The following is a 19,768-nucleotide window of genomic DNA, read 5'->3' as shown; positions in this document are numbered from 1 at the left end:
ACGACGCGACGACTTCACACCGACAGAACCGACGCCGCGGCAACGACGAGAACGCCAACGAGCACCGCGGCAGTCGCCCAGTTCCGCGGTCGGTCGAGTGAGCCATACGGCCCACCTTTCCGTGAGAAGAGGTACCCCGCGTAGACGACGAGCGGCGCCAGCGTCGGCAGGGTCGAAACGTTGAGGACGCCGGCGACGCCGGACAGAAGTGCGATCACGATCGTAGCGCTCCCAGCGCTCGCGGCGACGACGAGGTCGTCACGCGCACGTTCGATTTCCATGTCTCTCAGTGGGTCGACCGCAGTTCAAAAGAGATCGGTTCGCGTTCGCGCGGGCGGTTCGACCCGCCCGACTGGAAGATCGGTTACTCCTCGTCGATCTCGTCGACGATCTCGTCGGCGTCAACGTCGACGTCTTCGAGCGCCTCCTCGATGTCTTCGGCGCCAGCGCCGCCCATGCCGCCCATCATGCCGCCGAGTCCACCCATGCCGCCGCCCTCGATGACTTCCTCGACGACGACGCGGTCGAGGTCGAGTCGGCTCATAAGGTCCTGGGCGATCTGCTGCTTCTGGAACATCCACTGCTGGTTCATCTGCATCGCCTGTGTCGCCGTCACGTAGAGGACATCCTTCTCGACATCCTCGGTCTCGACGACCTCCTCGCCGTCGTCGTCCTCGGAGACGGTCTCCTCTTCTTCGGTGACGGTCTCGATCCGAACCTCAGGCGCCTCCTGGAGGTACATCCCGAGCATGCCGGCGGCCTGCTGTTCGCGGTCCTCGATCGCCTCGAGGATCTCGTACTCGTACTCGAGGTCCTCGCCGGCCAGCGGGTGGTTGAAGTCGACGCGGGCACGGCCGCCGATAATCGTCTCGAGGTAACCCTGACGGTTATCGATCTGGACCTGCGCGCCGGGGTAGCGGCTGTCCTCGGGGATCTTGTCGGCCTTGACGGTCTCGACCTCGTCGGGGTCGTACTCGCCGAAGGCGTCTTCGGCGGGCACGTCGACGACGCCCTCGTCGCCAACCTCGGCGCCGATGAAGGCTTCCTCGACGGACGGGAACACGTGACCTGCGCCGAGCGCGATGACGCGAGGCTCGAACTCGTGTTCCTCAGTGTCGATCTCCGCGTCCTCGGCGACCTCCTCGTCGGTGGTGTCGATGACACGGTCGTCGTCGGCGGTTCGAATCGTGTACGCGACGCGCACGAAGTCGCCGTCGGCGAGTCCCTCGGTTTCGGTCTCGGCCTCGTCTGCGTCCTCGGCCGCGTCCGCTTGCTCCTGATCGCTCATACCCTGAACGTCTCCTGTTACACCCTTAAGGCGCACGGTTCGATCCGGAGCGATGACGGCGCGGAACGCGGCCGTCGAAGCGGAGCGATCGGGCCCGAGGCTGCAGTGAGCGCGTCCCACCGTGCTTAAGAACTATCCCGGCGGATCCGGTGGTATGTACGAGGTCGAGATCAAGGTATCCGCCGACACCGACGCTGTCCGGAAGCGACTGCGGGCGGCCGGCGCTGAGCGCGTCGATGCCCGCCGTCAGCGCGACGCGTACTACGACGCCCCGCACCGCGACTTCGCCGAGACGGACGAGGCGCTCCGGGTCCGACGCGAGACCCCACTTCCGGACGGGATCGGGGCGGAGACCGAGGCGGTGTCGACCGCGGACCCGACCGCAGAAACGACGAAGCTCACGTACAAAGGCCCCCGCCTCGACGGGAGGTCGAAGACGCGCGTGGAACACGAGACCGCCGTCGACGACGGCGAGGCGATGGCGGGCGTGCTCTCGGGGCTCGGGTTCGAACCGGCTGCGGTAGTCGAGAAGCGCCGCGAGTTCTGGTCGTTCGCTGGGTTCACCGTCACCCTCGACGCGGTCGACGGCGTCGGCGAGTTCGTCGAGATCGAGCGGGAGGTCGACGACGAGAGCGCGATCGAGGCCACCCGTGACGAGGCGCTGGAGGCCCTCGACCGGCTTGGACTCGACGGCGATTCGCAGATACGCACGTCGTACCTCGGGCTGATGCTGGCCGACGGCGAGGAGGCCGACTGAGCCGCCGACGGGTGACTACTTGCCGTCAGGCGGCTACTCCCCGTCTTCCGGCCGCTTCTCCGAGAGCACGGTCCGATCGAACTCGCAGACGAGCACGTCGTCGCCGTCCTCAACGATTTTGAACGCCTCCACGTGCATCGTGACGATGCCGCGTTCGCCGTCGCTCGTCTCCCGCTTGTCGGTGACGGTCGACTGGGCATGGATCGTATCTCCGTGGAACACCGGATTCGGATGCTCTACCGCGTCGTACGAGAGGTTCGCGACGATGGTACCGTCGGTCGTCTCGGGGATGGACACGCCGACCGCGAGCGACATGGTGTAGAGCCCGTTAACCAGCCGCTCGCCGAACTGCGTCTCCTCGGCGAAGTCGGCGTCGAGGTGGAGCGGCTGCTGGTTCATCGTCATGTCGCAGAAGCGCTGGTTGTCGGCCTCGCTTATCGTCCGTCGCTTCGCGTGTTCGATCGTCTCGCCAATCGTGAACTCCTCGTAGTAGCGTCCGGGCATGGGACTACCGTCTCCCGCGGGCGTCAAATTGCTACCGTTCCTCCGATCAAGCGGCACGCCAGGCGGTGCGCGTCTCTCCTCCCTCTTGGCCGGCGTCGCCGTCGGGACGATTATGTCGGTGGGGACGGACCGCCTGACATGGCACGACGAAGCCTGCTGTTCTCGCCCGGTGACCGCCCGGAGCTCATGCGCAAGGCCCCGGGTGCCGGCGCCGACGTGATCTGCTTCGATTTGGAAGATGCAGTCGCACCCGGTCGGAAGGCCGAGGCTCGCGAGCACGTCCGCGCGGTGCTCGCCGACCCCGACTTCGATCCCGACGCGGAGGTGTGCGTTCGGCTCACCGCGTCGGGCCCTGCCGCCGACCTCGACGCCCTGATCGGAGCGGGGACGGGGGACGAGGACGGCCCCGACGACGCCGAGGGTCCGATCCGACTCGACGCGGTCATGCTCCCGAAAGTGGAGTCGCCCGAGCGCGTCGACAAAGTTGCCTCACTCTGTGCGGACCGCGGACTCGACCCGGCCGTGTTCGCGTTGGTCGAGACCGCGGCGGGGATCCTCTCGGCCGAGTCAATTGCGGCCGCCCCGGCGACCAATGTGCTCGTCTTCGGCGCGGAGGATCTCGCGGCTGACGTGGGCGCGACCCGCACCGACGAGGGGACCGAGGTGTTGTACGCCCGCGAACACGTCGTCCTCGCGGCCGGTGCCGCCGATATCGACGCGATCGACACGGTGTATACCGACTTCTCCGACGCGGACGGGCTCCGCGAGGAGGCCGCGTTCGCGCTCACGCTCGGCTACGACGGGAAGCTGGCAATCCACCCGGCACAGGTCGAACCGATCAACGCGGCGTTCACGCCGGATCCCGAGAAGGTCGAGTGGGCCGAGACGGTGCTCGACGCCCGCGACGCCGCGGACCGGGACGCACGGGGCGTTTTCGAGGTCGACGGCGAGATGATCGACGCGCCCCTGATCGCGCAGGCGGAACGGATCGTCGAGCGCGCCGCCGCCAGCGATCGATAGGGCATCGATCGAGACAAGAACCGAACCGTCCGTCACAGTTAACCACGATCCCCTGGGAGACAGATGTATGACCGGCCAAGCCAACCCCTTCGAGAGTCTCCAAGAGCAGGTCGACGACGCCGCAGCGTTCCTCGACGCGTCACCGGGCGTGCTCGACCGACTGAAAAACCCTGAGCGTGTACTAGAGACGAACCTCACTATCGAGCGCGACGACGGATCGCTAGAGACGGTTCGCGCGTACCGATCGCAGTTCAACGGTGACCGCGGGCCGTACAAGGGCGGTATCCGATATCATCCCGGCGTCACCCGCGACGAGGTGAAGGCGCTGTCGGGATGGATGGCGTACAAGTGCGCCGTCGTCGACATACCGTACGGCGGCGGGAAGGGGGGGATCGCGATCGATCCCGCCGACTACTCCGAGGACGAACTCGAACGGCTCACCCGCGCGTTCGCGACCGAACTCCGCCCGCTGATCGGGGAAGACCGCGACATCCCCGCGCCGGACGTCAACACCGGCCAGCGGGAGATGAACTGGATCAAAGACACCTACGAGACCTTAGAGAACACGACCGCTCCCGGTGTCATCACCGGGAAGGCGCTCGACTCGGGCGGCAGCGAGGGGCGCGTCGAAGCCACCGGCCGCTCGGTCGCGCTCTCGGCGCGAGAGGCGTTCGACTGGCTCGACCGCGATATCGCTGGCGCGACGGTCGCCGTCCAAGGGTACGGGAACGCGGGCTCGATCGCCGCCGCGCTGCTCGCCGACCTCGGCGCCGACGTGGTCGCGGTCTCCGACTCCTCCGGTGGCATCCATGCCCCCGACGGGCTCGACCCCCGGGCCGTGAAAGCCCACAAGGTCGAGACCGGCTCCGTCAGCGGGTACAGTGACACGGAGTCGCTCACAAACGAGGAGCTGTTAACGCTCGATGTCGACCTCCTCGTGCCGGCCGCACTGGAGAACGCGATCGACGGCGACCTCGCCGCCGACGTGAGCGCCGATGTGATCGTCGAGGCCGCGAACGGGCCGCTCACCCCTGACGCCGACGACGTGCTCGCCGAGAAGGACGTGTACGTCGTCCCCGATATCCTCGCGAACGCCGGCGGCGTCACCGTCTCGTACTTCGAGTGGGTCCAGAACCGCCAGCGGTTCTACTGGACGGAGTCGCGGGTGAACGAGGAGCTCGAACGCATGATCGTCGACGCCTTCGATCGACTGGTCGACAGCTACGAGACGAACGACGCTCCGAACCTCCGAACGGCGGCGTACGTCGTCGCCATCGATCGGATCATAAACGCGTACGATCAGGCCGGCAACTGGCCGTAGCCCGGCTCGTCCGGAGCAACGACCTACTCCAGCCGCGCGTCCCGGATCTCGACGTGGCCGCGGTCGCCCTCCCAGACGGTATCGTACTCCATGTCGATCCGCCGGTCCATGTGCGGGCCGTCGACGACATACGTCTCGAACTCGCCGCCCTCGCCGAGCGGGTGGACCCCGCATTCCTCGCGGAGATCGACGAGCTCCGCGAGCGCGTCAGCGTCGTATCTCCGACCGAGCCACGACTCGTCGAGCCCGTAGGCGGCAACCTGCACGATCCGGATCTCGAAGCCCGCCTCGAACATCGCCTCGGCGAGCGCGACCGGGCTCTCCTGCCACAGCGGCGCGAAGAGGTCGATCCCGAGCCGGTCGCACATCCCCTGAATGCGGCTCGTCTGGAACTCGCTTTCGACCGCGCCCGCGGTGACGCCCGCGAGGTCCACGTCGTCGCCCGCGGCGATCTCCCGGAGCGCCGCCTCCATCGGCTCCAGTTCGGCGTCGCCCTGCTCGCCCGCGTCGTCGACATCGTCCGCGCCGAAATCAGCAGGCGATACCTCGACGAGATCGATCCCGACGCTCTCGGCCGCGAGCGCGGCGAGCTCGGTCGCCGGCGTGTGATACATGTACGAGTCGCCCGCAGGGTGGACCGTTAGGAGTCGCGAGACATCGAGGCCCTCCTCCAGCGCGCGGTACAGCGCCCACGAGGAGTCCTTCCCGCCTGAAAAGAGACTCACCCAATCGTCAGTCATTGACGAGGGGACGCTCGGAGCGCCTAAAGCGTCGGCGGTCCGCGACGCCGTCGCTCGGCGGGCGAACGGTGGAGCGCGGGAAGAAATCGGTTAGCGTCCGGACGGGGAGGGTTGGACCGAACCGGAGCTTAGTCGGAGATGAATTCGTTGTCGCGCCAGTTGACACCACCGTCGCCGTCGCCGGCCCCCTGCGGGCTTTCGACGACCTCAATGCTTGCGGGACGCGGTTCGCCCTCGACGATGCGTGTCGCTTCCAGCTCCCCGTCTTCCTCGGTGATCGCAGTCAGCGTCCCTTTCTCCGAGAGGGTCGCAATCTTGCGTAACACGAGGAACATCGGGTACTGGAGCGCGGAGTTTTGAAGGACGGTCTCGCGGTCGCCCTTGAAGCAGGCGAACTCGACGAGCTCGGAGGGGATCTCCTCTTCCTCGTCGTCCATCCACTGCGGGCCACCGGCGCGCGGGGGCTCTTCCTCCCACACACGCGTCTCCGTAACCGAGGCCTTCAGCTGGGCGGTCGGTGTGTACTTGCTGATGCTCTCGTCGTCGGACAGGGCCTTGATGATGAGGGTGTTGTTTCGACGCGTGATGTCGATGTCGTCGATCTCCGGCGGGAGGTCGGGATCTTCTTCGAAGTACGTCTCCACGTCTTCGAGTGGCAGTTCGAGCGTCGAATGAAGTCTGAACACGCGGCCTGTCATTGTTGGTTGGGTGAGATGGGGTCGAACCGATCGGAACGGCGACAGCGGCGACTGCTGCACCTACCCTTCCTAGGGCCCGTAGGTTTATATCGCCTGCCCTTCGACTTTCGAAGATCGGGATTGAAATGCACCGGGAAGGTAATGCGTCGATCGTCTCGCAAGCGCCGCTTCGATGGATTCCGACGGTAGTCAGGACGTACGACGGAGCGTCCCCGCTACTCGGCGCCAAGCTCGGCGGCCAGCTCGCCGCGCTCGTCGAGTTCCGCCAGCACGTCGCTCCCGCCGATGAACTCCCCGTTGACGAACGTCTGGGGAATCGTCTCCCAGCCGCTGTGGGACTCCAGCGCCTCGCGGTAGTGCGGTAGCGCCGGCAGCACGTCGACCGTCTCGAACTCCTCGACGTGCTGGCCGATCAGCTCGACGGCGCGCTTCGAGTACCCGCACTGCGGCATCAGGCGGTTCCCCTTCATGAAGAGCACCACGTCGTTGTCAGCGATCGTCTCCTCGACTCGGGCCACGATCTCATCCGGCTCGGCGTCGGTCTCGGGTTGGAACGTCATAGAGAGCGATACGCGCCCGCGATGCAAATGGGTTCCGCACGAAATCGACGTGGGTCAACACGAGACCGGCGCGGCGGTGTGGCAGCGTGGCAGCGCGACAGCGCGACAGCGCGACGGCGCGACGGCGCAGCGAATAACCTACTCCTCGCGGTCGACGCGGACCACGTCGACGAGCGAGTACACGGGGACGCCGTCGATCTCGTCGTACCCCCGCTTGTCGACGAGCACAACGCAGGCGATGGGCTCACCGCCCTGCTCGCGGATCGCGTCGATCGACTCGCGCATCGTCGTCCCCGAGGTGATGATGTCGTCGACGACGTAGCAGTCGCGATTGCGAATGGCGGCGAAGTTACGTGAGAAGCCGCCGCCCTGCTCGTCGATGTCGCCCTCGTCCCACTGGTGTTTCGCGGGCGCGTACGTTCCCAGATCCGTGTCGAGTTGGTTCGCGACCGCGGTCGCGAGCGGCGCGCCGGCCTTCTCGATACCAACCGTTAGGTCGACCTCCTCGCCCTGTTTGGCCAGCAGGTCAGCCATCGCGCTCGCCGCGTACCGGAGCCGCGTCGAGTCGCGTCCCAGAGCCGACCAGTCGACGTGGATGTCAGCGGTGGAGGTCGTCGCTGCAGTCTCAGTATCCGTGTGGTTACCGCCGGCACGCTCAACGAGCCAGCTTGCGGTCTCTCGGGAGACGTTCAGCTCGTCGGCGATTTCGCCCTTCGAGAGGCCGTGTTCCGCGAGCTCGGCCGCGCTGTCTATCAGGTCGTCAACGTTCTTCATATGTACCGAATTCGACCGCCGTTTTAATAGTCGTGTCGTCATCCGCGAACGCGGCCTCGAACTCGTCGAGCCCGTGCACGCCCGTGACGAGATCGTCGAGGAACGTCTCGGAAAAGCGGGACAGCGAGTCGACGGCGGCCTCGAAGTGCTCGTAGCCGGAGTTGACGCTGCCGACGAGCGCCTTGTTGTGAAGGACGAACTCCCGGTGGAGTCGGCCGCCGTCGATCTCGAACTCCCAGTCGCCCGGGACCCCGAGCAGCGCGCCCACCCCGTTCGGCGCGAGCGCCTCGATCGTCTCGAAGGCGTGCGGGGCGTAGCCGGTCGCCTCGAAGACGAAGTCCATCGGCTCGTGGGCCGCCGGCACCGAGGGGACGGGCGTCTCGTTGGAGTTGACGTACGTCGCGTCGAGCGACTCGATGATATCGATCGTCGGGTCCGGGCGCTCGCGGCGGCCGAGACAGTAGATCCGGTCAAACCCGTCGTCGAGAGTCGCGACCGTCAGCAGCCCGAGCGAGCCGTTTCCGAGAATCAACGCCGACTCCGGCTCCCAGTGGAACGCGGACCGGCTGGCGTAGGCGTGTTCGATCGCCTTCTCCGCGATAGAGACGGGTTCGACGAGGAACCCCCACTCAGCCAGCGCCGGCGGGATCTCGACGAGGAATTCCGCGGGACTGGTGAAGTACTCCGCCATGAATCCGTGGGCCCCGACGATGCCGCGCTCGTGGTACTGCCCGTCCGGCGCCATGTCTGGCTCGCCGCGAGCGAAGTACTCGTTCGCCCCGTTGGGCGGTCGCCTGACCGTCGGTACCACAATATCTCCGACCTCGAACGGCGTGTCGGTCGGCTCTTCAACCACGCCGACTGCCTCGTGACCCAACACGAGGTGATCCTCGCCTTCGGGAGAGCCGCCGTGGCTCCCGGAGATGACCTCGTGGTCGGTCCCGTCGACGCCGACCCGGAGGGTTCGAACCAGCGCCTCCCCGGGCGCTGGCTCCGGTCGCGGCTTCTCTGTGACGACCGGTTCGTCTGCCCCGTCGTACACGGCGATCGCATTCATACAGTGGCCTTGGCAGTCAGTCACCAAAAGATTTCTTTTATTATGAGTAAAGAATCGACAAGAGCCGACCGCGGGTTTTTCCTCGTCACACACCGGATCACCGCCGTGTGTACGCTCACGCTCGCGTGGCGGACGTTCGGTGACGCGCCGATCGCGATCGCCGCGAACCGCGACGAGGCGCTGAACCGACCGTCCGAGCCCCCGGCACTCCGCGAGGCCGGCCGCGGAGACGGCGACGACGACGGTAGCTACGTCGCCCCCCGCGACGCCGAGGCCGGCGGGACGTGGATCGGGCTCTCCGCGTCGGGGGTCGTCGCCGCGGTCACGAACCGCTGGCTCGACGCCGACCGCGAGAGCGACCGGTCCCGCGGTCTGCTCGTCCGCGACTGTCTGGAGGCCGACTCCGCGGAGGCGGCCGTCAGAACGGTCGAACGCGACCTCGAAACTCGGTCGTACGACGGCTTCAATCTCGTGCTTGCCGACGACGCCGCGGCGTTCCTCCTCTCGTACGACGGTCGATTGGCTATCACCCGCCTCGATCCTGGCGTCCACGTGGTCGGCAACGTTGGGGGCGTGGTCAACGGCGTCGAGCGCTTCGCGATCCCTGACCGGCGACGGGAGTTCGGTACGGAACGCGCCGACAGTGCGCGGGCGGTTGCGGCCGCGCTGGTTCCCAAACCCGGCGAATCAGGCGTGGAGTGGCTCGACCGCGCAAGCGAAACGCTCGCAGATCACGAGTACGGCGCCTGCCTCCACGGCGACGATTTCGGCACGCGGTCGTTCACGCGGATCCGGACCGCTCCCGATTTCGAGCCGGCATCCGAGTTCGCGTACGCCGACGGCCCGCCCTGCGAAACGCTCGCTGAGCCGGTTCCGCTGCCGGCGGGGTTCGGATCGGGCGGATCGAGCGGATTGGGCGGATCGGATGGATCGGCGTAGCGACGGCGACGGAGCGGAAAGCCAGTTTTAAGCGACTCGCGAGCGCCCTATACGGTATGAGTGTGTCCGAACTCGAGGCCGACCTCTCGGAGGACGAACACGCCGGCCTCGAACTCATCCGCGAGACCGGTGGCATCCACCAGAGCGACTTCTGGAAGGAACTCGACGTCTCCTCGCGGAAAGGGAGCCGTATCGCGGAGGCGTTAGAGGAGTCCGGGCTCATCCAGCGTTCGGACACCGTCTACGACGGCCACAACACCTACTACCTCGAACCCGCGCCCCGTGACTTGGACTTCTCGCTGCTCATGGCCGGCGACATGCTCTCGCCGTTCATCGGAGAGGAGGAAGTCGACGCGCAGGCGGACGCCTTCTCGCAATGGATGATGAACCTCGCGTACGAGGAGTACTGAGCGGACGCACGCGTCACCGTCCCCTCCCTTGCGATCGGTTCGACTTGTTTGATAAGTAGCAGCCGCTCTTCATCGACAGCAGTAGCCGCCTTTGACATCCTCCCCGCCCTGAAGGGCGAGGTTTTAGCCTTGTTACTTCCATAAACAGTTGTCTCCGTCTCCGGGATGCCATTATTCCGCGTGTTCCGGGTTGGTTATTCCGCGCGGTCAGGATCGATCACGTCGTCGTCGACTCGTCGAAGGCTCTCGGCCAGCCGTGACTCGTCAGGTACAGCCTTTAAAAACCTCGGGGAGCCGAACGGCGCGGCCCCGTTGACCGACACCATCCCGAGGTCGGCGGGGTCGCTGTCGAGCCCGGTGAGGAACGCGACCGTCCGAACTGCGGGCACGTCGCCGGCCCGCGCCGCCGCGTCGACGGAGCCGTACAGCGACCGGTGGGTCGCGACGTGGTAGACGCAGGTCGGGGTCGGCGCGAAACAGAGCAGATACCGCGCACCCGGCTCGGTGCGCCCAAGCTTCGGGCGGAGCGCGTGGCTCGCGTCGGCGTGGAAGTACCGCTCCATCCGGCGGTACTGCCGGAGGATCTCGTTGGCGCCGGTCGCGCGTCGCACGGCGGCGTCACCTTTGAGTTCGATGACATGATCGACGCGCTCGGGCGTGTGAAGGCGGATATACACGTCGACGACCCCGCGGCGCCCCTCCGCGTCGTACGGCTCCTCCAACCGGATCTCCGGGTCGTCGTAGACGGCCGCGTAGTGGTCGACCACGCACGTCGCCAGCTCGTCCTCCCGCATGGATCGACCACGGGGGCGACCGCGAATAAAGCCGCCGACGGCGGGCCGTCCCGCTGGTTCGATTCGCAACAAGCAGTTCCCGAATTACGGGGTTCGTCAAGGGGTTTGTAAGGCTCGAACCCCTAGAAGAGATGATGTCTAATAGATTGTCCAGGCGACGGTACGTCGCCGGAACCGGAGCCGTGCTGACCCTCGGAACGCTCGCCGGCTGTTCCGGCGGCGGGGACGGCGGCGACGGCTCGGACGACACCGATGAATCTGGCGAAACGGACGGATCCGACGGCTCCGACGGATCTGACGGCTCCGACGGTTCTGACGGCTCCGACGGTTCTGACGGGTCGGATGGCTCCGACGGCACCGATTCCGGCGGGTCGGGGGCCGACGACGTTCCGAGCGAGATCGACGAGTACCTCACCGAAGCCCGAGAGTACAACGGGGAGATCATGGACTACACCGATCAGGACGAGGTCACCGTCGCGGTCGGCGCCGGCGGTGACGGGCTCGCCTTCGACCCGGCAGCGATCCGGATCACCCCCGGCACGACCGTCGTCTGGGAGTGGACCGGTCAGGGCGGCGCGCACAACGTGGTCTCCACCGAGGACTCCGCGTCCTCCTTCGACAGCGGCGAGGCGGTGAGCGAGGAAGGGGCGACCTTCGAACAGTCGTTCGACAACACCGGGATCCAGCTCTACTACTGTACGCCCCACCAGTCGGTCGGGATGCTCGGCGCCATCCAGGTCGTCGAGGCGTAACTCGGCCATCGACTGCGGTTCGCTTTTTACCAGACGCCGACTCGACGGCGACGCGACTAGCCGTGTCGATAGCGATCTCGATACACGAACCCAACGACTACGGGAGAAACGACCACCGCACGTCGACGATCCGGTCGTGCTCGCTCGTGACCGTCGGACACGCGAGGTGGTCGTTCGCGTTGACGCCGGCGTCGGCCAGCCGCGAGAGCGACTCCTCCAAGGTGCGGTCGGAGCGCTCGACTGTCGAATCGCGGACGTACGGCGCGTCGAGGGGCTCAGAGCGGGAGTTCGAAATTTCGATCGCGTCCGTGAGCTCGTCGCCGATCGCGTACGCCGGCTGGTGGAACTTCCACCCGTCGACGGACAGAAAGAGCCACACGTCGCCGTTGATCGCGTGGTACTCTCCGGAGACGCGGGACGGATCGTGAGCGACGACGCGAGTGAGGACGGCCGTCTTGGTTCGGTACAGCGCGTCCTTACGGGCCGACCGGACGTTGCTTTCGGTGAGGTCGCCGCGCTCGTAGGCGGTGGTCGCCTCGTCGGCGAACTGCTTGGCGACCTTGTTGACGACGTACAGGGATTCGAGCAGGTCGTCCGTCGGTTCAAGCGGATCCACGGTAATATCGGTCGGCGTCTGCGACCGGTGTGAGGTGGGTGCGTCGCGCGGATAGTCGTTTCGGGATCCGCGGTCGTCGCGCTCGGTACGGTCGATGGTAGCCCGCGCGGCCGGCGTCAGTCGGGTCGAGGCATGGTCGTGGCGTACCCTTCACCCGAGGGGGATCGTGCCCCCCGGATGGTTAATTCTTTAAGCACAGGGACGAAGGCGTAGTCAAGCAATGTCGTCCGACTCGCTCAAACTGTACTCGGCGATATACGTCGCGCTCCTGGTCGCGGCGACCCTCAACTTCGTTCTCTTCGAGGCCGAGTTCCTCAACTTCACGTACGCTCAGGCACTCGGGGGTACGCTGGTGATCGCGACGGTCAAGACCCTCCTCATCGTCGCGTACTTCCAGCACCTCCGGTGGGAGAACCGCTCGCTCACCTACGTGATGTCGCTTGCGCTCGCGCTCACCATGCTTCTGATGGCCGCCGCGACGTACTCCATCTCGTAGACCGCTCCCCGGCGTCTCGTCCCTCTCGCGTCCGGTTCCGTTTTCGGCACGGTCCTTCTCTCCTCCGCGACTCGTTCCGCCTGTGTGTTTTTTGTAGCCGCACGTGGATGAACCGGTATGGAACTCCGACCCGCAACGCTCGACGACATCGACGCGATCCGAACGGTCGCGCGCGAATCGCTGATCGCTTCCTACGGCCACGCCGTCGACGAGACACTGCTGGCGGAGGCGGTCGACGAGTGGTACGACCCCGACGAGCTCGGCGCAGACATCGGTGACGACGATACGGTGTTCCCGGTCGCCGTCGTCGACGACACCGTCGTCGGGTTTGCCGAGAGCTACGTCGTCGGTCGGCGCGAGCGTGTCGGCGAGATCGACTGGCTCCACGTTCACCCGGACCACCGTGAGTCGGGGATCGGATCCTCGCTCTTGGAACGCGTGGAGTCCGAGCTTCGCGCAGCCGACGTCGACCGCATGGTGGCGCGCGTCCTCGTCGACAACGAGGCTGGAACGGCCTTCTACGACCGCGAAGGGTACGACCTCGACGGTGAGCGCTCGGTGGAGATCGGCGACGAGACGTTCGACGAGCGAGAGTACCGGAAGCAGATCGGACGGCTGACCGGTATCTCGGAAGGTACCTACAAGACGGAAGACGGCGAGACCGTCTACGTCGCCTTCGACGAGAGCGATCGGGGCTCCCGCGCTCCCTTTTACGTCGCGTACGCCGACGACGATCTGACGCAGCGCTACGGCTACCTCTGCGGGAACTGCGAGGGGACGAACATTGCCATCGACACGATGGACCGGATGGAGTGTCGTGACTGCGGCAACCGGCGCAAACCGGCCCGGTGGGACGCGGCGTACTAACTCGTACGTAGCGGTCTATAGGGTCTCTTTGACTCCAAGTACGCGTTCTTCGGCCTCTCGCCCCGGGTCCCACTCACTCCCGTCGCGGTCGGCATCTCGATGTTCGGCGACGGTCCGCGCCATCGCCTCGTCGACGGGTGTCGACTCCCACCCGAGGTCGGCGAGCGCGCACGTGTCGAGCAGATGCGGGTACTCCCGGTACAACACGAAGTCGTCCGGTTCGAGGCCGCCGGCCGCGAGCGCGTCGGCGCTCGCCGTGACGACCTCGCAGTCAGTGCCGGCCGCGTCGGCGATCGTCTCAAGTGTCTCCGCAAGCGTGAGCGCCTGGCGGTCGCCCACGTTGTACGCCGCCCCCGCTTCGCCGCGCTCGGCGACGATCCGGAGCCCACTCGCAACATCCTCGACGTAGGCGCGGTGCCAGAGGTTCTGCCCGTCGCCCGGAACGACGACGTGGTCCTGAGAGAGCACGCGGTCGATCCAGTAGTCGAGCCGCTCCGTGTAGTCGTACGGACCGTAGACGATACAGGGGCGCACCGCCATCGCCCGGACCCCCTCCTCGGCGGCCGCGAAGACGGCGCGGTCGCCCTCGGCCTTCCGGTTCCCGTAGGTCTCCGGTTCGTCGTCGGTCGCCTGTTCGGGCGTGCACGGTCGAAGCGGCGTCTCCCCTTCGCGTTTGGGAATCTCCTCGGTGGCGTAGCTGTCCCCCGAAGAGATGTACACGTACCCGTCGACGTCGGCGAACACGTCCGTAGCCGTCTCCACGTCGGTCGGCTGATAGGCGACGCAGTCGATCACGATATCGGGTTCGATCGATAGCTTCGCAGTCCGGAGGTCTCGCTCGTTTTTCCTGTCGCCTTCGACGTGAGTCACCCGATCGTCGTCTGAAAAGGGGTTCTCGTGGGTGCCCCGGTTCAGCATCCCGACCTCGTAGCTGTTCGCAAGTAGGTCTGACACGGTGTGTCGGCCGATAAACCGGGTGCCGCCGATGACGAGCGCCGTATCGGTCATATAGAGTATCCGGGAAGCGGGCTCAAAAGCGTGGCCGAACCGAAACGATCGGTCAGTGCTCCGGCCGCGCCTCGTCGTCTTCCGTACCGTCGGGACCGTCTCCACCGTCACCGCGCGGACCGTCGCCGCGCCACCGCCGGTACAGAAGGTACGCGACGCCAAGCCCGACGACCCAGCTCCCGACCCCGGCGATCGCGAAACCGATTCCGATCAGGAACTCACCGGCCGGCACGCTGAACATACTCCCGCTCGGCGTTTCGGCCACATAAACGCTCCGAGGGAGGGGTAGTTACTCGGCGCTCGCGCTCGTTGCACACGGCGTGAACGATCCCAAGACTCGTCGGCGACGGCCGTGGCTCGCGGCTGCGCTCGCGCTTCTGGTATCCGGACTCGGCCACGCCTATCTCCGGCGGTGGGCGCGAGCCTTCGGGTGGTACGCCGTTATCACCGCGACGCTCGTGTTCGTCGTCCCCGACGCGACGGTCGAGAAGGTGATCGCCGGCGATCGCCCACCGATCGCTGAGATAGCCCCGGCGCTCGTCGCGGTCGGCGCCAGCGTCGTCGACGCGTACGTCCTCGCCCTCCGAAACAACCGGGCGCACGAGCAACGCGCGCCGTCGACTGAAACCGTAGGGGACGCGTCGCAGCCGTCCGACTGCGACGAGGCGACGCGGAGCGACGCCGTCGAGATCGACCGCAACGCCCCAGCATCCGATCGGACCACTGATTCGGTCGCCAACACCGTCTCGTGCCCGCACTGCGGACGAGAGACGGACGCAGAACTCGACTTCTGTCAGCGGTGTACTGAATCGCTCGATGAGTAACGGAGAACCGTCGAGAAAAGTCGGCTGCACCGCCCGCCTGTCGCTACCTCAGAAGAGGTAGAACAGCGGGAAGATGAACACCCAGACGATGTCGACGAAGTGCCAGTAGAGGCCGAAGTACTCGATCGGCCGCTCGTCGTCCATGTAGTGCCCCTGGTACGTCCGGACGAACAGGAAGCAGGCGATCACGAGACCGATGACGACGTGGACCCCGTGAAGTCCCGTGGTGACGTAGTAGATCGACGCCTGCACCGGGTCACCGTGCGGGTTCCGCGCGATGAGCACGCCCACGTCGTAGATCTCGTGGTGCCACTCCCACATCTTGATCCCGAGGAACGTGAACCCGAGCGCGATCGTCGCGCCGAGTGAGGCCAACAGCCCCTGCCGGCTGTTCCGGTGGGCGGCGACGAGCGCGAGTATCACCGTGAACGAGGAGGTGATCAGCACGAACGTGTTGATGAGCCCCGGCAGCGACTCCGTCAGCGGCGACCACGACATCCAGCCGGCGTTGTACCGGACGAAGATGGCTGCCGAGAGGAACGCACCGAAGACGATCACGTCCGACGCCAGGAAGAACCACACCCCAAGCTTCACCTTCTCGACGCCGTTGAACGGCCACCGCTCGGCGAACTCGCTGGGCGGTGCGTAGAAGTCCTCTAACCCCCACTTCACGCCGCTGGCGATCATCCCGACGAGGCCGACGATGATGAACACCGGGTACACCGCGTTCGAGATCTCGACGCTCGTCGACGCGAGCGTCTCACCGACAATGAACGTGACCGAGTCGGCGAATCCGGACAGCCCGAACAGGAGGAACCCGGTCATCAGCGAGAGGCAGAACGGCCAGATGCTCGCGTGGCTCGGGTGCTTGTCCCAGTACGGGTACTTGGTGATGTGTTCGGAGTGACTGTCCCCGCCGTCAGTCGCGGCGTTGCCGTCGGCGTCGGCCTTCACGGCCGGGCCGCCGTCGGGCACGTAGTCCTTCACGAACTCCAGCTTGCCGGAGGCGTACGAGGGACGGTTCGGCCAGTTCTCGAGCGGCGGGGGCGAGGAGACGGCCCACTCCGCGGTCCGCGAGTAGTCCCACGGGTTGTCCCCGGCGGGCTCGCCAGAGACGTAGGACTTAGCGAAGTTGTAGAACATGATGAAGAAGGACAGCCCGAGCACGAACGCCCCGATCGTCCCGAACTGGTGGTAGATCTGGAACTCGGGGTTGTACTCGAAGACCCGGCGGGGAGTCTCCCAGCCGAGGAACATCGAGAAGTACACCATGTTGAAGCTGACGAAGAAGACGACGAAGTGGAGCTTCCCGAGCAGTTCGTCGTACATCTTCCCGGTCACCTTCGGGAACCAGTAGTAGGCCCCGCCGAACAGCGCCGTCGCGCCCCCGAACATCACGTAGTGGAAGTGCGCGACCACCCAGTAGGTGCCGCGGAACTCGTAGTCGAGCACGATTGCGCCGAGGAACACCCCAGTGATGCCGCCGAGGATGAACAGCAGCAGCGCGCCGAACGCGAAGAGGAACGGCGTCGTGAACTGGATGCGACCCTTGATGAGGGTGTAGATCAGCGAGAACACCAGCAGGTCGAAGGGCAGCGAGATTCCGATGGTGGTCGCCATCATGAGTGTCTTGATCTCCAGGTTGATCGTCGTCAGGAACATGTGGTGCATCCACACGAGGAACGACTGGACCGAGATCAGACAGATGGCGATGATCACCCATTTCCGGCCGACAAGCCGGCGTCCGGAGAACGTCTGGAACAACTCTAACATCACGCCAAGCGCCGGGAAGAAGACGATGTACACCTCTGGATGGCCGAAGAACCAGAAGAGGTGGCCCCACAGCAGGGAGCCGCCTTCGGTCGCGGAGAAGTAGACACTTCCGAGCACTCGGTCAGACGCGAGAATAAGCCCGACCGCCAGCAGCGCCGCGAACGCGAACAGCATCATCCACACCGTCGCGAGGATGGACCACGTGAACATCGGCATGTCCATGATCCCCATCCCCTCAGCGCGCGAGTGATGGATCGACGTGAGGAAGTTCACCGTCGACGCCGTGATGCCGATGGTGAACATCGCGAGCGCGAGCACCGCCCCCGTCGACCCGATACTCGGCGTGTACATCGGGATGTTGAGCGGGGCGTACATCGTCCACCCGGCGCTCAGCGTACCGCCCTGGAAGAAGCTGATCCCCAGCAGCACGCCGGAGAACAGGTACATCCAGTACGAGAGCGCGTTCAACCGCGGGAACGCGAGGTCGTCGGCGCCGATCTGGAGCGGGACGAAGTAGTTTGCGAACCCGAACCCGAACGGCGAGAGGAACCAGAACACCATTATCAGCCCGTGGGCGGTGACGGCCTCGTTGTACGCGAGTCCGGAGAGAATCTGGCTCGTCGGGTCCCACAGCTGCATGCGGATCAGCAGCGCGAGGACACCGCCGAACAGCAGGAAGAACAGCGCGGTGATCGTGTACAGAATGCCGATATCCTTGTGGTTCGTCGTGACGAACCAGCGCTTGACGGAAGTCGTCGGCGGAAGCTCACTCATGCGGGAACACCTCCGACGGTGGGACCACCGATGCTGGCGGATTCGTTGCCGCTGGCGGAGTCGTCACCCTCCGTGTTCTCGTACCACTCCTCCCACTCGTCCTCCGGTAGGACCGTGATCTGGCCCTTCATTGCAGAGTGGCCAGCGCCGCAGAGCTCGAAGCATTCGACCCTGAACGTCGCTTCGCCGCCCTGCGCCTCGACTTCCTCGGAACTCACGGAGAACCAGACCTCGCTGGTATCTCCGGGGATAGCGTCGGATTTTATGCGTAACTCCGACGATCCGAAGCTGTGCCACACGTCGCTTGAAGTCACATCGAGGTTGACCCGGTGATCGGCCGGCACGATCATCTCGTTTCTCGTGGTGTGGCCGTTCGGGTACTCGTACTCCCAGCCGAACTGGTACCCCGTGACGGTGATCTCGATGTCGTCCTCGTCGCTCGCGTCCGGCCCCTCTTCGACGTAGAGGAGGATCCCGTACGCGTACACAACGAGGCTGATAACGACGATTGCGCTCAACCCGAACGACAGGAAGAGCTTCTTTGCTTTCGGACCGCCCTGTCCCGTCGGGAGCTCGCCGACCTCCGGCGCGTCGAAGTCTTCTTTCGGCTCGCTGCCGTCGTCGCGATACTTGTACACGTTCCACAGCGTGTACGCGACGACAATGGTGCCCACGAGGGTGCCCAACGCGAGGAAGACGAAGAATATCTCGTCGAATACCTCCGCCTGCGCGCGCCAGCCGCTCCCCTGTTGCAGGATAAGTGAATCTATCATGTTCGTCTCTCTGCTCTTGTACCCTCCTTAGCGAAGGCGCAGTTAACTCTTGTGTAGCCGAGCGAGATACCTACCCCTGGCCGGTCAGAATAGCGCCGTTTTCGAAGATCGGTGCCGCCGATACGGCGAATCGCAGCGAGGTGACGCGGCGCCGATCGGCGTAACATACGAAGGCTATTTGTACGCGGGAACGGACCGGCTAACAACGAACTCACCATGGTTTCACTCACGCTCTTGAGCACGGCACTGATGGGGCTGCTCGTCGTAGCCACCTTCGTCGCCGTCGCGCAGATCGGCGCGAAACGCACCGCTCCCGGCGCCGGCTCGGCCAGCAGGTACGACGCGATAACCGAGACTCTTAGCGATGTCGCCCGAAAGCCGGTAGTCTGGGCCGTCGCATTCGTCGCCATCGCGGTCGGCGTCGGCGCGGTCTCGCTCCTCGCGGTCGGGAACTTCGGACTACCGGAGGGGCTCTCCGGGAGTCTCCTCACCGTTGTGTACGCCGTCGTCGGTCTCCTGTTGACCGGCTTCGTCTTCCTCGGCGCCTACTTCAGTGTTCGCGGTCGTGGCCTAGGTAACGCCCACGGCGTCGCGGCCGGCTCGTTCGCAGCCGGGCTGGTGTTCCTCATACTCATCGTGGCCCAGCTGCTTATCGGCGTCATCGGGTAGCTCGCAGACTGACCGATGATTCTTCGTCCCACTCGGGGATCGCTAGATCCGGGAGCGTATCGGCTGCCTCGTCCAAAGGGACTGCGTTCTCGTGAGAAGGGGTTCTCTTTGTCGGCCCCGTCACAGACCGATCAGGCGACTGCGACGCCGTTCCGGGCGAGGAAATCGCTCGTGGCCTTGATCTCGACGGGACTCCCGATGATCCGGTAGTGGTCGTCGCCCTCAACCACCGTCACGGTGAACCGCTCACAGACCCCGTCTCGCAGTCCGTCAAGCGCGCGCCGCGGGAGGACGATCTGTGTGCTGTCACGGAGACTCGACGGATCGGGCATACGTCGTGTCACCCGTCGCGGT

Annotated in this window: 25 protein-coding genes; 10 read left to right on the top strand and 15 right to left on the bottom strand. The window is 65.6% G+C overall.

What is annotated here, in order from left to right; genetic code table 11:
- Window positions 1-14: 14 nt before the first annotated feature.
- Together HLAC_RS03995 and HLAC_RS03990 are read right to left on the bottom strand one after the other, a co-directional pair.
- On the bottom strand, window positions 15-281 hold the full coding sequence (locus HLAC_RS03995; RefSeq protein WP_015909558.1) for a DUF8049 family protein: 267 nt from the start codon (window positions 279-281) through the stop codon (window positions 15-17).
- Between the two features lie 83 nt (window positions 282-364).
- Window positions 365-1,288 (bottom strand): FKBP-type peptidyl-prolyl cis-trans isomerase, encoded by a 924-nt coding sequence (locus HLAC_RS03990; protein WP_015909557.1) that lies wholly within the window; start codon window positions 1,286-1,288, stop codon window positions 365-367.
- Window positions 1,289-1,442: 154 nt separating this feature from the next.
- On the opposite strand from HLAC_RS03990, the gene cyaB reads away from it, so the two are divergent.
- Window positions 1,443-2,045, top strand: coding sequence for a class IV adenylate cyclase (cyaB, locus tag HLAC_RS03985; protein ID WP_015909556.1), 603 nt, complete (start codon window positions 1,443-1,445; stop codon window positions 2,043-2,045).
- Between the two features lie 33 nt (window positions 2,046-2,078).
- On the opposite strand, the gene HLAC_RS03980 is transcribed toward cyaB, so the two are convergent.
- Window positions 2,079-2,549, bottom strand: coding sequence for a MaoC family dehydratase (locus HLAC_RS03980; protein ID WP_015909555.1), 471 nt, complete (start codon window positions 2,547-2,549; stop codon window positions 2,079-2,081).
- 138 nt (window positions 2,550-2,687) lie between these two features.
- Between HLAC_RS03980 and HLAC_RS03975 the strand changes: the two genes are divergently transcribed.
- Together HLAC_RS03975 and HLAC_RS03970 are read left to right on the top strand one after the other, a co-directional pair.
- The gene (locus HLAC_RS03975; protein WP_015909554.1) at window positions 2,688-3,569 is read left to right on the top strand and encodes an HpcH/HpaI aldolase/citrate lyase family protein; all 882 of its coding nucleotides are present in this window, start codon (window positions 2,688-2,690) and stop codon (window positions 3,567-3,569) included.
- A 67-nt stretch (window positions 3,570-3,636) separates the two neighbouring features.
- The gene (locus HLAC_RS03970) at window positions 3,637-4,890 is read left to right on the top strand and encodes a Glu/Leu/Phe/Val family dehydrogenase (protein WP_015909553.1); all 1,254 of its coding nucleotides are present in this window, start codon (window positions 3,637-3,639) and stop codon (window positions 4,888-4,890) included.
- 23 nt (window positions 4,891-4,913) lie between these two features.
- On the opposite strand, the gene HLAC_RS03965 is transcribed toward HLAC_RS03970, so the two are convergent.
- The 5 genes from HLAC_RS03965 to HLAC_RS03945 form a co-directional block, all read right to left on the bottom strand.
- Window positions 4,914-5,630: a diphthine--ammonia ligase gene (locus HLAC_RS03965; protein ID WP_015909552.1), complete on the bottom strand. Its 717-nt coding sequence runs from the start codon at window positions 5,628-5,630 to the stop codon at window positions 4,914-4,916.
- Between the two features lie 128 nt (window positions 5,631-5,758).
- On the bottom strand, window positions 5,759-6,328 hold the full coding sequence (locus tag HLAC_RS03960; RefSeq protein WP_008849440.1) for a DUF7110 family protein: 570 nt from the start codon (window positions 6,326-6,328) through the stop codon (window positions 5,759-5,761).
- A gap of 215 nt (window positions 6,329-6,543) precedes the next feature.
- A complete protein-coding gene (locus tag HLAC_RS03955; RefSeq protein ID WP_015909551.1) occupies window positions 6,544-6,888 on the bottom strand; it encodes a glutaredoxin family protein in 345 nt (114 codons plus the stop codon).
- Window positions 6,889-7,026: 138 nt separating this feature from the next.
- Window positions 7,027-7,662 (bottom strand): transcriptional regulator GfcR, encoded by a 636-nt coding sequence (gfcR, locus tag HLAC_RS03950; protein ID WP_015909550.1) that lies wholly within the window; start codon window positions 7,660-7,662, stop codon window positions 7,027-7,029.
- Window positions 7,649-8,719, bottom strand: coding sequence for a glucose 1-dehydrogenase (locus HLAC_RS03945; protein WP_015909549.1), 1,071 nt, complete (start codon window positions 8,717-8,719; stop codon window positions 7,649-7,651). Before HLAC_RS03945 ends, gfcR begins: the two co-directional genes overlap by 14 nt.
- A 105-nt stretch (window positions 8,720-8,824) precedes the next feature.
- Here HLAC_RS03945 and HLAC_RS03940 point away from each other — a divergent pair, with 105 nt between their 5' ends.
- Together HLAC_RS03940 and HLAC_RS03935 are read left to right on the top strand one after the other, a co-directional pair.
- Window positions 8,825-9,658 (top strand): NRDE family protein, encoded by an 834-nt coding sequence (locus HLAC_RS03940; protein ID WP_015909548.1) that lies wholly within the window; start codon window positions 8,825-8,827, stop codon window positions 9,656-9,658.
- A gap of 56 nt (window positions 9,659-9,714) precedes the next feature.
- Window positions 9,715-10,068 (top strand): helix-turn-helix transcriptional regulator, encoded by a 354-nt coding sequence (locus tag HLAC_RS03935; protein WP_015909547.1) that lies wholly within the window; start codon window positions 9,715-9,717, stop codon window positions 10,066-10,068.
- A 194-nt stretch (window positions 10,069-10,262) separates the two neighbouring features.
- Here HLAC_RS03935 and HLAC_RS03930 read toward each other — a convergent pair whose 3' ends face one another.
- On the bottom strand, window positions 10,263-10,862 hold the full coding sequence (locus HLAC_RS03930; RefSeq protein WP_015909546.1) for a hypothetical protein: 600 nt from the start codon (window positions 10,860-10,862) through the stop codon (window positions 10,263-10,265).
- Window positions 10,863-10,996: 134 nt separating this feature from the next.
- On the opposite strand from HLAC_RS03930, the gene HLAC_RS03925 reads away from it, so the two are divergent.
- Window positions 10,997-11,614, top strand: coding sequence for a halocyanin domain-containing protein (locus HLAC_RS03925; RefSeq protein ID WP_015909545.1), 618 nt, complete (start codon window positions 10,997-10,999; stop codon window positions 11,612-11,614).
- Window positions 11,615-11,711: 97 nt separating this feature from the next.
- Here the strand turns inward: HLAC_RS03925 and HLAC_RS03920 are convergent, their stop codons facing one another.
- Complete coding sequence (locus tag HLAC_RS03920) at window positions 11,712-12,230, bottom strand: hypothetical protein (protein ID WP_015909544.1); 519 nt, start codon at window positions 12,228-12,230, stop codon at window positions 11,712-11,714.
- 220 nt (window positions 12,231-12,450) lie between these two features.
- Between HLAC_RS03920 and HLAC_RS03915 the strand changes: the two genes are divergently transcribed.
- Complete coding sequence (locus HLAC_RS03915) at window positions 12,451-12,726, top strand: cytochrome C oxidase subunit IV family protein (protein WP_015909543.1); 276 nt, start codon at window positions 12,451-12,453, stop codon at window positions 12,724-12,726.
- Window positions 12,727-12,843: 117 nt separating this feature from the next.
- Window positions 12,844-13,593, top strand: coding sequence for a GNAT family N-acetyltransferase (locus tag HLAC_RS03910; protein ID WP_015909542.1), 750 nt, complete (start codon window positions 12,844-12,846; stop codon window positions 13,591-13,593).
- A gap of 15 nt (window positions 13,594-13,608) precedes the next feature.
- On the opposite strand, the gene HLAC_RS03905 is transcribed toward HLAC_RS03910, so the two are convergent.
- Window positions 13,609-14,601: an NAD-dependent epimerase/dehydratase family protein gene (locus tag HLAC_RS03905; protein WP_015909541.1), complete on the bottom strand. Its 993-nt coding sequence runs from the start codon at window positions 14,599-14,601 to the stop codon at window positions 13,609-13,611.
- 52 nt (window positions 14,602-14,653) lie between these two features.
- Window positions 14,654-14,842, bottom strand: a complete 189-nt coding sequence (locus HLAC_RS03900; RefSeq protein ID WP_049933227.1) for a hypothetical protein — start codon at window positions 14,840-14,842, stop codon at window positions 14,654-14,656.
- 79 nt (window positions 14,843-14,921) lie between these two features.
- On the opposite strand from HLAC_RS03900, the gene HLAC_RS03895 reads away from it, so the two are divergent.
- Window positions 14,922-15,425: a DUF7575 domain-containing protein gene (locus HLAC_RS03895; RefSeq protein WP_015909540.1), complete on the top strand. Its 504-nt coding sequence runs from the start codon at window positions 14,922-14,924 to the stop codon at window positions 15,423-15,425.
- A gap of 48 nt (window positions 15,426-15,473) precedes the next feature.
- Here the strand turns inward: HLAC_RS03895 and HLAC_RS03890 are convergent, their stop codons facing one another.
- Together HLAC_RS03890 and coxB are read right to left on the bottom strand one after the other, a co-directional pair.
- Complete coding sequence (locus HLAC_RS03890) at window positions 15,474-17,972, bottom strand: cbb3-type cytochrome c oxidase subunit I (RefSeq protein ID WP_015909539.1); 2,499 nt, start codon at window positions 17,970-17,972, stop codon at window positions 15,474-15,476.
- Window positions 17,969-18,745, bottom strand: a complete 777-nt coding sequence (gene coxB / locus HLAC_RS03885) for a cytochrome c oxidase subunit II (RefSeq protein ID WP_015909538.1) — start codon at window positions 18,743-18,745, stop codon at window positions 17,969-17,971. The genes HLAC_RS03890 and coxB overlap by 4 nt, the downstream gene beginning before the upstream one ends.
- Window positions 18,746-18,961: 216 nt before the next feature.
- Between coxB and HLAC_RS03880 the strand changes: the two genes are divergently transcribed.
- Entirely contained in the window at window positions 18,962-19,414 is a 453-nt protein-coding gene (locus HLAC_RS03880) for a hypothetical protein (RefSeq protein WP_015909537.1), read from the top strand.
- Window positions 19,415-19,545: 131 nt separating this feature from the next.
- Here the strand turns inward: HLAC_RS03880 and HLAC_RS03875 are convergent, their stop codons facing one another.
- Window positions 19,546-19,746, bottom strand: a complete 201-nt coding sequence (locus tag HLAC_RS03875) for a VNG_1110C family protein (RefSeq protein WP_015909536.1) — start codon at window positions 19,744-19,746, stop codon at window positions 19,546-19,548.
- Window positions 19,747-19,768 lie beyond the last annotated feature (22 nt).

Source organism: Halorubrum lacusprofundi ATCC 49239, assembly GCF_000022205.1.
GTDB lineage: Archaea > Halobacteriota > Halobacteria > Halobacteriales > Haloferacaceae > Halorubrum > Halorubrum lacusprofundi.
Note: the sequence above shows the minus strand (reverse complement) of the source record. Positions and strands in the feature narration are given on the sequence as shown.